The 13,983-nt window shown below is 52.9% G+C and carries 13 protein-coding genes; 5 read left to right on the forward strand and 8 right to left on the reverse strand.

From position 1 onward, the window contains the following. The first annotated feature begins 36 nt into the window (after positions 1 to 36). Positions 37 to 528 carry a YajQ family cyclic di-GMP-binding protein gene (locus AC4IC4_RS04660; protein ID WP_023334701.1) on the forward strand — a complete coding sequence of 164 codons (492 nt, stop codon included), beginning with the start codon at positions 37 to 39 and terminating at the stop codon, positions 526 to 528. A 31-nt stretch (positions 529 to 559) separates the two neighbouring features. Here AC4IC4_RS04660 and AC4IC4_RS04665 read toward each other — a convergent pair whose 3' ends face one another. The 8 genes from AC4IC4_RS04665 to AC4IC4_RS04700 form a co-directional block, all read right to left on the reverse strand. Then, positions 560 to 1,921, reverse strand: a complete 1,362-nt coding sequence (locus AC4IC4_RS04665) for an MFS transporter (protein ID WP_491472240.1) — start codon at positions 1,919 to 1,921, stop codon at positions 560 to 562. 149 nt (positions 1,922 to 2,070) lie between these two features. After that, positions 2,071 to 2,958, reverse strand: coding sequence for a heme o synthase (gene cyoE / locus AC4IC4_RS04670; protein WP_013095848.1), 888 nt, complete (start codon positions 2,956 to 2,958; stop codon positions 2,071 to 2,073). A gap of 11 nt (positions 2,959 to 2,969) precedes the next feature. Next, positions 2,970 to 3,296, reverse strand: coding sequence for a cytochrome o ubiquinol oxidase subunit IV (locus AC4IC4_RS04675; RefSeq protein WP_006176899.1), 327 nt, complete (start codon positions 3,294 to 3,296; stop codon positions 2,970 to 2,972). Continuing rightward, positions 3,296 to 3,910 (reverse strand): cytochrome o ubiquinol oxidase subunit III, encoded by a 615-nt coding sequence (locus AC4IC4_RS04680; RefSeq protein WP_023334703.1) that lies wholly within the window; start codon positions 3,908 to 3,910, stop codon positions 3,296 to 3,298. The genes AC4IC4_RS04675 and AC4IC4_RS04680 overlap by 1 nt, the downstream gene beginning before the upstream one ends. Then, positions 3,900 to 5,891, reverse strand: a complete 1,992-nt coding sequence (gene cyoB, locus AC4IC4_RS04685; RefSeq protein WP_014168864.1) for a cytochrome o ubiquinol oxidase subunit I — start codon at positions 5,889 to 5,891, stop codon at positions 3,900 to 3,902. The genes AC4IC4_RS04680 and cyoB overlap by 11 nt, the downstream gene beginning before the upstream one ends. A 16-nt stretch (positions 5,892 to 5,907) precedes the next feature. After that, positions 5,908 to 6,855: a cytochrome o ubiquinol oxidase subunit II gene (cyoA, locus tag AC4IC4_RS04690; RefSeq protein WP_014882770.1), complete on the reverse strand. Its 948-nt coding sequence runs from the start codon at positions 6,853 to 6,855 to the stop codon at positions 5,908 to 5,910. A gap of 478 nt (positions 6,856 to 7,333) precedes the next feature. Beyond that, positions 7,334 to 8,809: a muropeptide MFS transporter AmpG gene (gene ampG / locus AC4IC4_RS04695; protein WP_491472241.1), complete on the reverse strand. Its 1,476-nt coding sequence runs from the start codon at positions 8,807 to 8,809 to the stop codon at positions 7,334 to 7,336. A gap of 46 nt (positions 8,810 to 8,855) precedes the next feature. Next, positions 8,856 to 9,434 carry a lipoprotein gene (locus AC4IC4_RS04700; RefSeq protein WP_023310568.1) on the reverse strand — a complete coding sequence of 193 codons (579 nt, stop codon included), beginning with the start codon at positions 9,432 to 9,434 and terminating at the stop codon, positions 8,856 to 8,858. A 305-nt stretch (positions 9,435 to 9,739) separates the two neighbouring features. Here AC4IC4_RS04700 and bolA point away from each other — a divergent pair, with 305 nt between their 5' ends. From bolA to clpX, 4 genes are all read left to right on the forward strand, one after another. Further along, positions 9,740 to 10,057, forward strand: coding sequence for a transcriptional regulator BolA (bolA, locus tag AC4IC4_RS04705; protein ID WP_021241655.1), 318 nt, complete (start codon positions 9,740 to 9,742; stop codon positions 10,055 to 10,057). Between the two features lie 330 nt (positions 10,058 to 10,387). Continuing rightward, positions 10,388 to 11,686 (forward strand): trigger factor, encoded by a 1,299-nt coding sequence (gene tig, locus AC4IC4_RS04710; protein ID WP_024906818.1) that lies wholly within the window; start codon positions 10,388 to 10,390, stop codon positions 11,684 to 11,686. Positions 11,687 to 11,945: 259 nt separating this feature from the next. Further along, positions 11,946 to 12,569 carry an ATP-dependent Clp endopeptidase proteolytic subunit ClpP gene (gene clpP / locus AC4IC4_RS04715; RefSeq protein WP_010428105.1) on the forward strand — a complete coding sequence of 208 codons (624 nt, stop codon included), beginning with the start codon at positions 11,946 to 11,948 and terminating at the stop codon, positions 12,567 to 12,569. A gap of 126 nt (positions 12,570 to 12,695) precedes the next feature. Then, entirely contained in the window at positions 12,696 to 13,970 is a 1,275-nt protein-coding gene (clpX, locus tag AC4IC4_RS04720) for an ATP-dependent protease ATP-binding subunit ClpX (RefSeq protein ID WP_024906819.1), read from the forward strand. The last annotated feature ends 13 nt before the right edge of the window (positions 13,971 to 13,983 follow it).

Raw genomic sequence — 13,983 nt, forward strand, 5'->3', positions numbered from 1 at the left:
TTATGCAACGCAACAAAAGTGAAGGGAGAAGAAAAGATGCCATCTTTCGATATTGTTTCCGAAGTTGATATCCAGGAAGTTCGCAACGGCGTTGAGAACGCAACCCGCGAAGTAGAGTCACGTTTCGATTTTCGTGGCGTTGAGGCGTCGTTTGAGCTGAACGACGCAAATAAGACCATTAAGGTGCTGAGCGAGTCTGATTTCCAGGTAAATCAGCTGCTCGACATTCTGCGCGCCAAGCTGTTAAAGCGCGGCATCGAAGGGACGTCTCTGGATGTGCCGGAAGAGTTTGTGCACAGCGGCAAGAACTGGTTTGTGGAAGCCAAGTTGAAGCAGGGCATTGAGAGCGCGGTGCAGAAGAAGATTGTGAAGCTCATCAAAGACAGCAAGCTGAAGGTGCAGGCGCAGATCCAGGGCGAAGAGATTCGCGTCACCGGGAAATCTCGCGACGACCTCCAGTCCGTGATGGCGCTGGTGCGCGGCGGCGATCTGGGACAACCGTTCCAGTTTAAAAACTTCCGCGATTAATGTAAAAAGCCCGGTTTAACCGGGCTTTTTTTCACGCGTTGAGCGCCTGCTCAACTTCGAAGCGGTTGGTCATTTTACTGTCTATTTTGACGTAAGCGCTGCGCTCTTCGGGGACAATCAGCACCTCTGTGACCCCTTCTTTTTCTTCCAGACGCTGTTTCAGCGCATCGCTAATCTCAACGTCATTCGGGATTTCCACGCGCAGGCTGCTCACGTAGCGCGGCTCTTTCATGGTGCTGGCGACCAGCAGCCAGACTGTCGCCAACAGCGCACCGGCGAGAAACACGGTTTGTGAATCAAACAGGCCGTCCACCCAGCCGCCAAGCGAGCCGCCGATCGCCACGCCGAGGAACTGGCTGGTGGAGTAGATGCCCATCGCGGTACCTTTATACCCGGCGGGGGACTCTTTGCTGATAAGCGACGGGAGCAACGCTTCCATCAGGTTAAAGGCCAGGAAGAACAGCTGCACGCCGGCAATCAGCTCCCAGAAGTGCGGGCCGGCACCCCAGAGCACGATCTCGGCAATCAGCAGGACCGCCACGCAGCCCACGAAGACGCGCTTCATTTTGCGCTTCACTTCGGCGTAGATGATGAACGGCACGACGGAGACAAACGAAATCAGCATCGTGACCAGATAGATTTTCCAGTGCTCAGCAGCCGGAAAACCCGCTGCGGCAAGCTGGCCGGGCAGGGCAACAAAGGTCGACATCAGCAGGATGTGCAAACACATAATGCCAAAATTCAGCTTCAGCAGGCGCGGCTCGACGATCACTTTGCTGAAGCAGCCTTTTACCATCCCCGACTCACGGTTGAGGACGTGGTTTTTGCTGTCCGGAACCACCCACAGGGTTAAGGCAATACCGATGGTCGCCAGCACGGCAATCATCCAGAACAGCGCGTGCAGACCCAATGTGTGCGTAATGATGGGGCCCAGCACCATCGCAATCGCAAACGTCACGCCAAAGCTCACGCCGATGAATGCCATCGCTTTAGTGCGGTTCTGCTCGCGGGTTAAGTCTGACAGCAGCGCCATCACCGCAGCGGCAATCGCGCCGGAACCCTGCAGGGCGCGGCCGAGAATAATTCCCCAGATGGAGTGGGAGAGGGCGGCAATGACGCTCCCGAGCACAAAGACCAGAAGCCCACCGACGATCAGCGGCTTTCGGCCCACCCGGTCAGAGAGCAGGCCAAACGGGATCTGGAACACCGCCTGCGCCAGACCATAAATGCCAATGGCGAGGCCAATTAGCGCCTCGCTGGCCCCCTGCAGCGCCATACCGTACGTGGTCAGAACAGGCAGGACCATAAACATGCCAAGCATCCGTAGCGAGAAGACAGTCCCTAAGCCCCAGGTCGCGCGAAGCTCGCCTGGCGTCATTTTATAATCGTTCATTACCACCTCAGTTCAAAAGCAGGCCATAGTGTAGTGCGGGGAAGGGGCGGGGTAAATAAAGGGTTATTTAACAAATATTACATGCGTTATTAATAAATTCCGTGAATAAAAAAGGGTGCCGAAGCACCCCTTTATTCACCTGTTGTGGCTTACCAGACGTAAGTCAGCAGGTTGTGTGAATCTGGCACCATGAAGTCCACGGACATCATCACGGACAGCGAGGTGATGGCCACAATCGAGAACACAAACAGTTTGCGCGCCCAGACTTTGTCATCTTCCACTTTGTAACCGCGCAGCGCCATACCGAGCCACCAGACGCTCACCGCAGCCGCTACCGCCAGATATTTATATCCAGCGTAACCACCCAGAGAGAGCATCAGCGTTGCCACGGCAAAGGCGATGATGTACAGCGTGATGTGGTTCTTGGCAACCGAAATGCCTTTCACGACCGGCAGAACCGGGATGTTCGCTGCCTGATAATCCTTAAAGCGGAAAATCGCAATGGCATAAGAGTGCGGCATCTGCCACAGGCTAAAGATAGCCAGCAGGATCAGCGCACCGCTGTCGAACTCGTTCGTGACCGCGCAGTAGCCAATCACCGGCGGCGCAGCGCCGGAGAGAGAACCAATCAGCGTGCCGTAGACGGAGTGGCGTTTCATATACAGGCTGTAGACGCCCACATACACCACGAACCCCATCACCCCCAGCCAGCAGGCCAGCGGGTTAGCACCAAACCACAGCAGCATAAAGCCAGCAATACCCAGCAAGGTGGCGTACACCAGCGAGACGGAAGGGGCGATCAGGCCTTTCACCAGCACCCGATTTTTGGTCCTTTCCATCTTCTTGTCGATATCCATGTCGATGTAGTTGTTAAATACACAACCGGACGCAACAACCAGTGACACACCGACCAGCGTATAGATAAAGAGGGTGTAATCAATGCTGCCCTTAGAGGCCAGCAGGAACCCTCCGATCACGGAGATCAGGTTGCCAAAGATGATGCCTGGTTTCGTTACTTGCAGGTATTGCTTAAACATACTCGCCGCTCTTAGTGAACCATCATGTTGTAGTTGAGGTTCCACATAATCCAGATGGAACCGACTACCAGGATAGCGATGATAATCACGGTAAAGATAAAGGCGGTCATATTCCAGCCTTCATCGGACTTGGTGTTCATGTGCAGGAAGCAAACCAGATGCACCAGAATCTGAATCACCGCGGTCACCAGGATTGCACCCAGAATAACCGGCTTAGACGCAGAACCGCTCATCACCATCCAGAACGGGATCACCGTCAGGATGATCGACAGGATGAAACCTGTCATGTAGGTTTTTACGCTACCGTGGGAAGCGCCATGATCGTTTGAATGACTCATTACATCGCCCCCATCAGATATACAACAGAGAACACACAGATCCACACCACGTCCAGGAAGTGCCAGAACAGACTCAGGCACATGATACGGGTACGGTTAGTGCTGGTCAGGCCGCGACGGGATACCTGGAACATCAGTACCGCCATCCAGATCAGACCAGAGGTGACGTGCAGACCGTGGGTACCTACCAGCGCGAAGAACGCGGACAGGAAACCACTGCGATCCGGACCGAAACCTTCCAGAATCAGGTGATGGAATTCATAGATTTCCATCCCGATAAATCCAGCACCAAACAACCAGGTCAACGCCAGCCAGGACACAACCTGGCTCTTGTTGTTTTTGTACATGGCGATAGCCGCCATGCCGTAGGTGATGGAGCTGAATAACAGCAGTGCGGTTTCAACCAGAACGAACGGCAGTTCAAAGATATCCTTGCCTGCCGGGCCGCCCGCCGTGCCGTTCACCAGAACGGCATAGGTCGCGAACAGACAGCAGAACAGAATGCAGTCGCTCATCAGGTAGATCCAGAAACCGAAGACTTTGGTCGGTCCTGTATCGTGGTGCGCATGTTCATGCGCGTGGGCAGTTGAGTGCGCCAGAGTATCAGTTGCCATTTTTCAGCCCCGCTTTAGAAATCTCGTCGAAATGCTGATTTTCCAGCTTCTCAACTTCACGGACTGGTACGTAGTAGTCCACGTCCTCGTCAAAGCTCTTCACAATCCAGCTGATTACGATGCCGGCGAAGCCAACAATCGCCATCCACCAGATGTGCCAGATCATTGCGAAACCAAATACCGTTGCGAAGGCGGCAATCACGATGCCCGCACCGCTGTTTTTCGGCATGTGGATCTCTTCGTAATGAGCAGGTTGCTTGTACGCTTCACCTTTTTCTTTCATTTCCCAGAATGCGTCGCGTTCATGAACCTGCGGCACGATGGCAAAGTTATAGAAAGGCGGTGGAGAAGAGGTTGCCCACTCCAGCGTACGGCCACCCCATGGGTCACCGGTCAGGTCACGGTTCTGGTCGCGGTCGCGAATAGACACGTAGAACTGAATCAGCTGAGACGCGATACCACAGGCAATCAGCACGGCACCGCCCGCTGCAACCATCAGCATTGGGTGGAACTGCGGATCGATCTGCTGGCTCAGACGACGGGTCATACCCATGAAGCCCAGCACGTACAGCGGCATAAATGCTACGAAGAAGCCGATGATCCAGAACCAGAACGCGCGTTTACCCCATTTCTCGTTCAGCGTGAAGCCGAACGCTTTTGGCCACCAGTAGGTTACGCCAGCGAAGCAGCCGAAGACCACGCCACCGATGATAACGTTATGGAAGTGCGCAATCAGGAACAGACTGTTGTGCAGAACGAAGTCAGCACCTGGTACCGCCAGCAGTACGCCGGTCATCCCACCTACGGAGAAGGTCACGATGAAGCCGATGGTCCACAGCATCGCTGAGTGGAACACGATACGGCCCTGGTACATGGTGAACAGCCAGTTGAAGATCTTCACCCCGGTAGGGATGGCGATAATCATAGTGGTGATACCGAAGAAGGCGTTTACGTTCGCGCCCGCACCCATGGTGAAGAAGTGGTGCAGCCAAACGATGAACGACAGAACGGTAATACACACGGTTGCCCACACCAGAGAGGTGTAACCAAACAGACGTTTACGCGAGAAGGTTGCTGCGATTTCGGAGAACACACCGAACACAGGCAGAACCAGAATGTACACTTCCGGGTGACCCCAGGCCCAAATCAGGTTGATGTACATCATCATGTTGCCACCCATATCATTCGTGAAGAAATGGGTGCCCAGGTAGCGGTCCAGGGTCAGCAGCGCGATGGTGACGGTCAGAATTGGGAAGGATGCAATAATCAGGATGTTGGCGCACAGAGATGCCCAGGTAAATACCGGCATCTTGAACATGGTCATGCCAGGGGCACGCATCTTGATAATGGTCACGAAGAAGTTGATACCGGTCAGGGTAGTACCGACACCGGAGAGCTGAAGCGCCCAAATCCAGTAGTCGACGCCAACGCCCGGACTGTACTCAATTCCTGACAGCGGCGGGTAAGCCAGCCAGCCGGTCTGCGCGAATTCGCCCACACCCAGTGACAGGTTAACCAGAATAACGCCGACAACCGTGAACCAGAAGCTCAGGTTGTTCAGGAACGGGAACGCCACATCGCGCGCGCCGATTTGCAGCGGAACGACAACGTTCATCAGACCGATAACCAGCGGCATCGCCACGAAGAAGATCATGATAACGCCGTGAGCGGTAAAGATCTGATCGTAGTGGTGCGGCGGCAGGAAGCCGGCTTCACCCGCAGAAGCGAGTGCCTGCTGGCTACGCATCATGATCGCATCCGCAAAGCCACGAATTAACATGACGATACCGACGATGCAGTACATGATACCGAGTTTTTTGTGGTCAACCGAAGTCAGCCACTCGTTCCACAGGTAGCTCCACTTACCGAAGTAAGTGATCAGGGCCAGTAAGGCCGCGCCACCAATGATAATTGCAGCCACCGTAACCACGATAATCGGTTCATGGTAGGGCACTGCATCCAGTGTCAATTTTCCGAACATTTTCTTCCTCGGCCCCTTAGTGAGCGGTTTCCGCGTGGCTCATGTCCATGCCTTCCATACCTTCATGCGCGCTGTGCTCGCCTTCAGGCTGGGTCATGTCCATGCTCTTGCCGTGATCCATAAATTTGCCAATAACGTCTTTGAACAAATCTGGTTTCACATTAGAGAAGTACTCCACCTTGTTGTATTCGCTAGGTGCAGCCACTTTTTCGAACGCCGCCATGTCAGACATGGTGTTTGGAGACTGCTTCGCTTTTTCAACCCACTGGTCGAAAGCGGCACGGTCCGGCGTCGCAATAGCTTTGAACTTCATACCTGAGAAGCCCGGGCCGCTATAGCTGGCGGAGATACCATCATAGGTGCCTGCTTCATTCGCGATCAGGTGCAGATTGGTCTGCATACCGGCCATCGCGTAAATCTGGCTACCCAGACGTGGGATGAAGAAGGAGTTCATTACGGAGTTGGAGGTCACTTTGAACTGAACCGGAGTGTTCGCCGGGAAGGCGATTTCATTCACGGTAGCAATACCCTGCTCTGGATAGATGAAGAACCATTTCCAGTCCATGGAGACCACTTCAATGGTAATAGGTTTCTCATCGTGAACCAGCGGTTTGCTTGGCTCAAGTGCGTGAGTGGTTTTCCAGGTCAGTACGGCAAGGAACAGGATGATCAGAATAGGTACCGTCCAGACCACAGCTTCCACTTTATTGGAGTGTGACCAGTTAGGGCTATACTTCGCATCTTTATTGCTCGCACGATACTTCCAGGCGAAACCAACAGCCATCAAAATGGCAGGAATAACCACAATCAACATCAGGCCAAAAGCCGTCAATATCAGTGAACGTTGTTCCAGTCCAATCTGTCCTTTGGGGTCTAGTAGTGCAGAATCGCAGCCACTGAGTAATACAGTGCCCGCGAATAATGACAACCATCCCAAACTTTTATTGTATTTCCCGAGTCTCATTTAACGACCTCAATTCCACGGAGTCTGGTGGCGTTTAAAGTGTGCGGGCATTTTACGGGAAGGTTACATTACTGTAAACATCATTAGGCCTGTGTCAGGAAGGTGTTACCGGGTTCTGCCGCACGTGTCACAAGTGTTGCAAATTATGTCGGTTTTTATGACCGAAGCCGCATGGCATGGGCTTTATAACGAAAGGACCCCCAAGCATACCCTAAAAGGGACAATTGGTATAACCATTGTTGAAAATAAACAAAAAATTAACAATTAATTATCAATAAAAAGACATCTAAAAAACGAAAAATCAAACTCTCGCATGCTGAATCGTTTAATGAAAAATAGCGCTTTGGAATGGGAGTCAATAATTTCCAAATCCTATCCCGCACAAAAAAACAAATATTTTTTTTTGCGGTTGATGGCTATTTCGCCGTTATAATTTCGGTTAGTGATTACAACGGGAAATAACCTTTCGCATTTTTCTTCAGGTCATCTGCGTTTTACGCAAGGCCATGAAATCGAGCAGGCCCCCGGTCAGGATCCCGGCGATAGCCAGCAGGGCGCCTGCGTCCAGCAGAAGGGCTTCGAAGGGGAGTGCCAGTGACGTGCTGGCATTAATAATGAGCACCACCAGCCACAGTGCCAGAGCAAGGCAGCCCACCATTAACAGACGTAACGCAAAACGGTAGGCGCGGTGATATTCGGTGCGCGGCATAAAGTGTTCTGTCCGCTGGGTATATTCCAGCGTCTGGCGACACACCAGCAACAATAAAATCCCCGGCACGGCAGCCACGACCGAAAAGAGATAAAATGTTGGCCAACCGTGAGCTTCCACGAACCAGCCGGCAACCGGGCCAACGTACACGCGGCCTACGGCAGAGAGCGCCGAGAGCAGAGCGAACTGCGTGGCGGAAAATGACTTGTTGCACAGGGTCATCAGCAGGGCGACAAACGCCGCTGTGCCCATACCGCCGCAGAGGTTTTCGAAGAACACCGCCGCGGCCATGCTGATAGTATGTTTATCGGTAATCGACAGCAGCCAGTAGCCTGCGTTAGAGGCGCCCTGAAGGATGCCGAAAATCAGCAGCGCGCGGAACAGCGTCAGGCGCTGCATCAGCACGCCACCGTATAATGCCCCGACAATGGTCGCAAACAGCCCCAGCGTTTTATTCACCACACCCACTTCACCGGCGTCAAAACCGACACCGCGGATCAGGAAGGTGGTGGTCAGGCTCATGGCAAAGGCATCGCCCAGCTTATAAAGGACGATGAGCAACAGGATCAGCCAGGCGTTGTTGCGGCCAAAGAAGTCACGAAGCGGTTCGGCGACGGCCTGCTCCAGCGAGCGGGGAACCGGGATAACGTCACTCGGTTCGGGCGCCAATAAGGTCGCGATAATGCAGGGGATCAGCAGGGCGGCCATCAGCCAGTACATGCCCTGCCAGCCGAGGTAACGGTCGGCAAGCCACAGCGCCAGCCCACCGGAGACCAGCATCCCGAGGCGATAGCCCAGCACGCTGATTGCCGCACCGGCGCCGCGCTCTTCCGCAGGTAACACGTCCGTCTTCCAGGCGTCGAACACGATATCCTGAGAGGCGGAACAGAAGGCTATCACCACCGCAAGCGCCGCCATCCAGCGAAGCTGCGTGGTGGGTTCAAGAAAACCCATCGCCGCAATCGCCAGCAGCAGCAGGATCTGCGTCATCACCAGCCAGCCGCGACGACGCCCGAGGAAAGGCGGCGTGTAGCGATCCATGACCGGAGACCACAGGAACTTGAATACATAGGCCTGACCCACAAGCGAGAAAAAGCCAATGGTTTTCAGATCGATGTTCTCAACCGTCATCCACGCCTGAAGCGTGCCGGAAGTGAGTGCGAGGGGTAAACCCGAGGCAAAGCCGAGGATCAGCAGAATCGCTGATTTCGGTTGCTGGAAAATGCGTAAGTAATGGCTGGACATGTTCTTATAAAACTGACCCGGTGATACACCGGGTCAGCGAGCGGGATTAACGCGCGTTCTGCTTGATGAAGTCGTGAATGCTGGTGTCCTGCGCCATATCGGCGATGGTGTCGGTCAGCACGCTATTAACGGCGTTAGCAATGTTCTGGTTGGAGGCCTGGAACGCACCTTCAACAGAGTAGCTGGCGCGGTAGTTTTTGGTCATCTTGTTGCCATTCTTCGCGGTGGCAATGATGGCGATATCCGCTTTGGTCGCGATGTTGTAGCGCACGTTGCCCTGAGACACGTCAGCATACAGGTTGTTCACGATGATCTGCAGATCAACCGCGCCGCTTGGGCCAATCATGTAGCCGCGAGCGGTCATCTGTTTCTCCAGCACTTCCTGGAGCAGGAAGCGCAGGTCGCGGGACGCGGTGAGGGTAACCTGCTGGTTATCGCGGGTCACTTTTGCCAGTGCTTGATCCTGACGCTGATCGGCACCGTTAATGCTCACGGTGACGCCCATCAGGCTTGGGTCCTGCTGAGGCAGGGTGATTTTTGGTGAGACATCAATAGTGGTAGGCGGGGTAGCGCAGCCTGCCAGCATAAAAAGGGCTACCAACGGAAAGAAGAGTTTTTTTAACATTTTCGGGTTCTCAACGAATCGTAAGCATATAAAGAGAAAAATTGCCGCCATCATAACATCGCCAACGGCGAGGGGAAGTGGTCAACGCATGTAAATTCATCGCCTTGTCCGAAAACTGACCAGTTCACCGTTTTTCCCAATCCGTGTATGACAAAACGTATGAGTCTCACAGTGAACTTCATTCGTTTGAATGAGAAAATCAGACGAAAGCTAAATATTTGTTGTCAAGGTGTAATGGAAACGGTAAAAGCGGCTAACATTTAAAGGGATGGGTGACATCCTGGCGTTGTCGGAGGAGTAATTTCATGATGATACGTGAGCATATAGAAGATAAATTAAGGGCGGCGTTCAACCCTGTGTTCCTCGAAGTCGTCGACGAAAGCTATCGTCATAACGTGCCGGCAGGTTCTGAAAGCCACTTCAAAGTGGTTCTGGTTAGCGATCGCTTCACGGGAGAACGTTTCCTGAATCGACACCGCTTGATCTACAGCACCTTGACGGAAGAACTCTCCACGACCGTACATGCGCTGGCACTGCATACCTACACCATTAAGGAATGGGAAGGCTTGCAGGATACGGTTTTTGCATCACCGCCCTGTCGCGGAGCAGGCACAATCGCCTGATAAATCGGATTTGCAACGGCTGGAGCTTTTCCAGTATGTTGCTTACAGATTTCCTCAAAACGGCCTCCGGGCCGTTTTGTTTTGTCTGAGTTTTGAGCGGATGGTGCGATTTTAAGGCTAAAAATAGCCTTAAAGTGTGAAAAAAGCCGCAGCAACATGCCCCAACCGTTCTCGACTCACCTAAGTGATGCCGCTATAATGCCGCGTCTTATTGAATGTCTTCGGGATGATTCTGGCGACAGGGAATGTGAATCTGCACTAAGAGAGCATCCCGGTATAACAGACAGATTCAGAGTTGACCGAGCACTGTGATTTTTTTGAGGTAACAAGATGCAAGTTTCAGTTGAAACCACTCAAGGCCTTGGCCGCCGTGTAACGATTACTATCGCTGCTGACAGCATCGAAACTGCTGTGAAAAGCGAGCTGGTCAACGTAGCAAAAAAAGTACGTATTGACGGCTTCCGCAAGGGCAAAGTACCAATGAATGTTGTTGCTCAGCGTTATGGCGCTTCCGTGCGTCAGGATGTGCTGGGTGAACTGATGAGCCGTAACTTTATTGATGCGATCATCAAAGAAAAAATCAATCCGGCCGGCGCGCCGAACTACGTTCCAGGCGAATACAAACTGGGCGAAGACTTCACCTACTCCGTAGAGTTCGAAGTGTACCCGGAAGTTGAGCTGAAAGGTCTGGAATCTATCGAAGTTGAAAAACCAGTTGTTTCCGTGACTGACGAAGACGTTGACGGCATGCTGGATACCCTGCGCAAGCAGCAGGCGAACTGGAAAGAGAAAGAAGGCGCTGTTGATGCTGAAGACCGTGTCACCATCGACTTCACCGGTTCTGTAGACGGCGAAGAGTTCGAAGGCGGTAAAGCGTCTGACTTCGTACTGGCAATGGGCCAGGGTCGTATGATCCCAGGCTTCGAAGACGGTATCAAAGGCCACAAGGCTGGCGAAGAGTTCACCATCGACGTGACCTTCCCGGAAGAATACCACGCTGAAAACCTGAAAGGGAAAGCAGCGAAGTTCGCTATCAACCTGAAGAAAGTTGAAGAGCGCGAACTGCCAGAACTGACTGAAGAATTCATCAAGCGTTTCGGCGTGGAAGATGGTTCCGTAGCGGGTCTGCGTACCGAAGTGCGTAAGAACATGGAACGCGAACTGAACGGCGCGGTGCGTAACCGTGTGAAATCTCAGGCGATCGAAGGTCTGGTGAAAGCCAACGACATCGACGTTCCAGCTGCCCTGATCGACAGCGAAATCGACGTTCTGCGCCGTCAGGCTGCACAGCGTTTCGGTGGCAACCAGCAGCAAGCGATGGAACTGCCACGCGAGTTGTTCGAAGAGCAAGCGAAACGCCGCGTAGTTGTTGGCCTGCTGCTGGGCGAAGTGATTCGTACCCACGAGCTGAAAGCTGACGAAGAGCGTGTGAAAGGCCTGATCGAAGAGATGGCTTCTGCATACGAAGATCCATCAGAAGTGATCGAGTTCTACGGTAAGAACAAAGAGCTGATGGACAACATGCGCAACGTCGCCCTGGAAGAGCAGGCTGTTGAAGCAGTACTGGCGAAAGCGAAAGTGTCCGAAAAAGCGACCTCTTTCAACGAACTGATGAACCAGCAGGCGTAATTTCGCCCCAACGGTTTAAAGTTTGAACAAAAACCCGTTGCCTTTTGGTGACGGGTTTTTTTTATCACACCAATAGCCCAGGAAGAGTGCTAAAACGCCCTTTCAGTGTTAGCGTAACAACAAAAGGTTGTTATGCTTGAAATAGGGCACTGTGAACCCCATAAGTACGTAATCACGATGAATGAGACTGGCTGATAATCCGTCCATAAGGTTACAATCAGTACAGCAGGTGTTTTCAATTTAGATCCAGGAGACGGAAATGTCATACAGTGGCGAACGAGATAACTTTGCACCCCATATGGCTCTGGTGCCAATGGTTATTGAACAGACCTCACGTGGTGAGCGATCTTTTGATATCTATTCCCGTCTGCTCAAGGAACGCGTTATCTTTCTTACCGGCCAGGTGGAAGACCACATGGCTAACCTGATCGTGGCGCAGATGCTGTTTCTGGAAGCGGAAAACCCGGAAAAAGACATTTACCTGTACATCAACTCCCCGGGGGGCGTGATTACAGCGGGGATGTCCATTTATGACACCATGCAATTCATCAAGCCAGATGTCAGCACTATCTGTATGGGTCAGGCTGCATCTATGGGCGCGTTCCTGTTAACAGCAGGGGCGAAAGGGAAGCGTTTCTGCTTGCCAAATTCCCGCGTGATGATTCACCAGCCGCTGGGCGGTTACCAGGGGCAGGCGACGGATATCGAAATCCACGCCCGCGAAATTCTGAAAGTAAAAGCGCGCATGAATGAACTTATGGCGCAGCATACGGGTCAACCACTCGAGCAGATCGAGCGCGATACCGAGCGCGATCGCTTCCTCTCTGCACCAGAGGCAGTTGAGTACGGCTTAGTCGACTCCGTGTTGACCCATCGTAATTGATGCCCGCGACGCGAGTGTGCCGCTATACTAAGGTAGGGCGGCACGCTGCTTATTGCAGCTTGCGTCTTAGATTGGCATTTGCGTCGTCATGTGCGGCACAAAGAACTTAAAAAGAGGTTTGGACTCATGACAGATAAACGCAAAGATGGTTCGGGCAAACTGCTGTACTGCTCTTTTTGCGGCAAAAGCCAGCATGAAGTGCGTAAACTGATTGCCGGGCCGTCCGTGTATATCTGCGACGAATGTGTCGATTTATGTAACGACATCATTCGCGAAGAGATTAAAGAAGTCGCACCGCACCGTGAGCGCAGCGCGCTGCCAACGCCGCATGAAATTCGTCATCACCTTGACGACTACGTCATCGGACAGGAGCAGGCCAAGAAAGTGCTGGCGGTAGCGGTCTATAACCACTACAAACGTCTGCGTAACGGCGACACCAGCAATGGCGTAGAACTGGGTAAAAGTAACATTCTGCTGATCGGCCCAACCGGTTCCGGTAAAACGCTGCTGGCTGAAACCCTGGCGCGTCTGCTTGATGTTCCGTTCACGATGGCGGATGCCACCACCCTGACCGAGGCCGGTTATGTGGGTGAGGATGTTGAGAACATCATCCAGAAACTGCTGCAGAAATGCGATTACGACGTACAGAAAGCCCAGCGTGGGATTGTTTACATCGATGAGATCGACAAGATCTCTCGTAAATCCGACAACCCGTCCATTACCCGTGACGTATCGGGTGAAGGCGTACAGCAGGCACTGCTGAAGCTGATCGAAGGTACGGTTGCCGCTGTTCCGCCACAGGGTGGTCGTAAACATCCTCAGCAGGAGTTCCTGCAGGTTGATACCTCCAAGATCCTGTTCATCTGTGGTGGTGCGTTCGCTGGTCTGGATAAAGTCATCTCCCACCGTGTTGAAACCGGCTCCGGCATTGGTTTTGGCGCAACGGTGAAATCGACGTCCGAAAAACCAAACGAAGGTGAACTGCTGTCTCAGGTTGAACCAGAAGATCTGATCAAATTCGGTCTGATCCCTGAATTCATCGGCCGTCTGCCGGTTGTGGCAACGCTGAATGAGCTGAGTGAAGATGCGCTGATCCAGATCCTGAAAGAGCCAAAAAATGCGCTGACCAAGCAGTATCAGGCGCTGTTCAATCTGGAAGGCGTTGACCTGGAATTCCGCGACGAAGCGCTGGATGCCATTGCCAAGAAAGCGATGATCCGTAAAACCGGCGCCCGTGGCCTGCGTTCTATCGTTGAAGCGGCACTGCTCGACACCATGTACGATCTGCCATCGATGGAAGACGTTGAGAAAGTGGTGATTGACGAGTCCGTCATCAGCGGTCAAACCAAGCCGTTGCTGATTTACGGCAAACCGGAAGCACAGCAGGCATCTGGCGAATAATTCACCAAATCAT

Source organism: Enterobacter sp. Taxon_2, assembly GCF_058355295.1.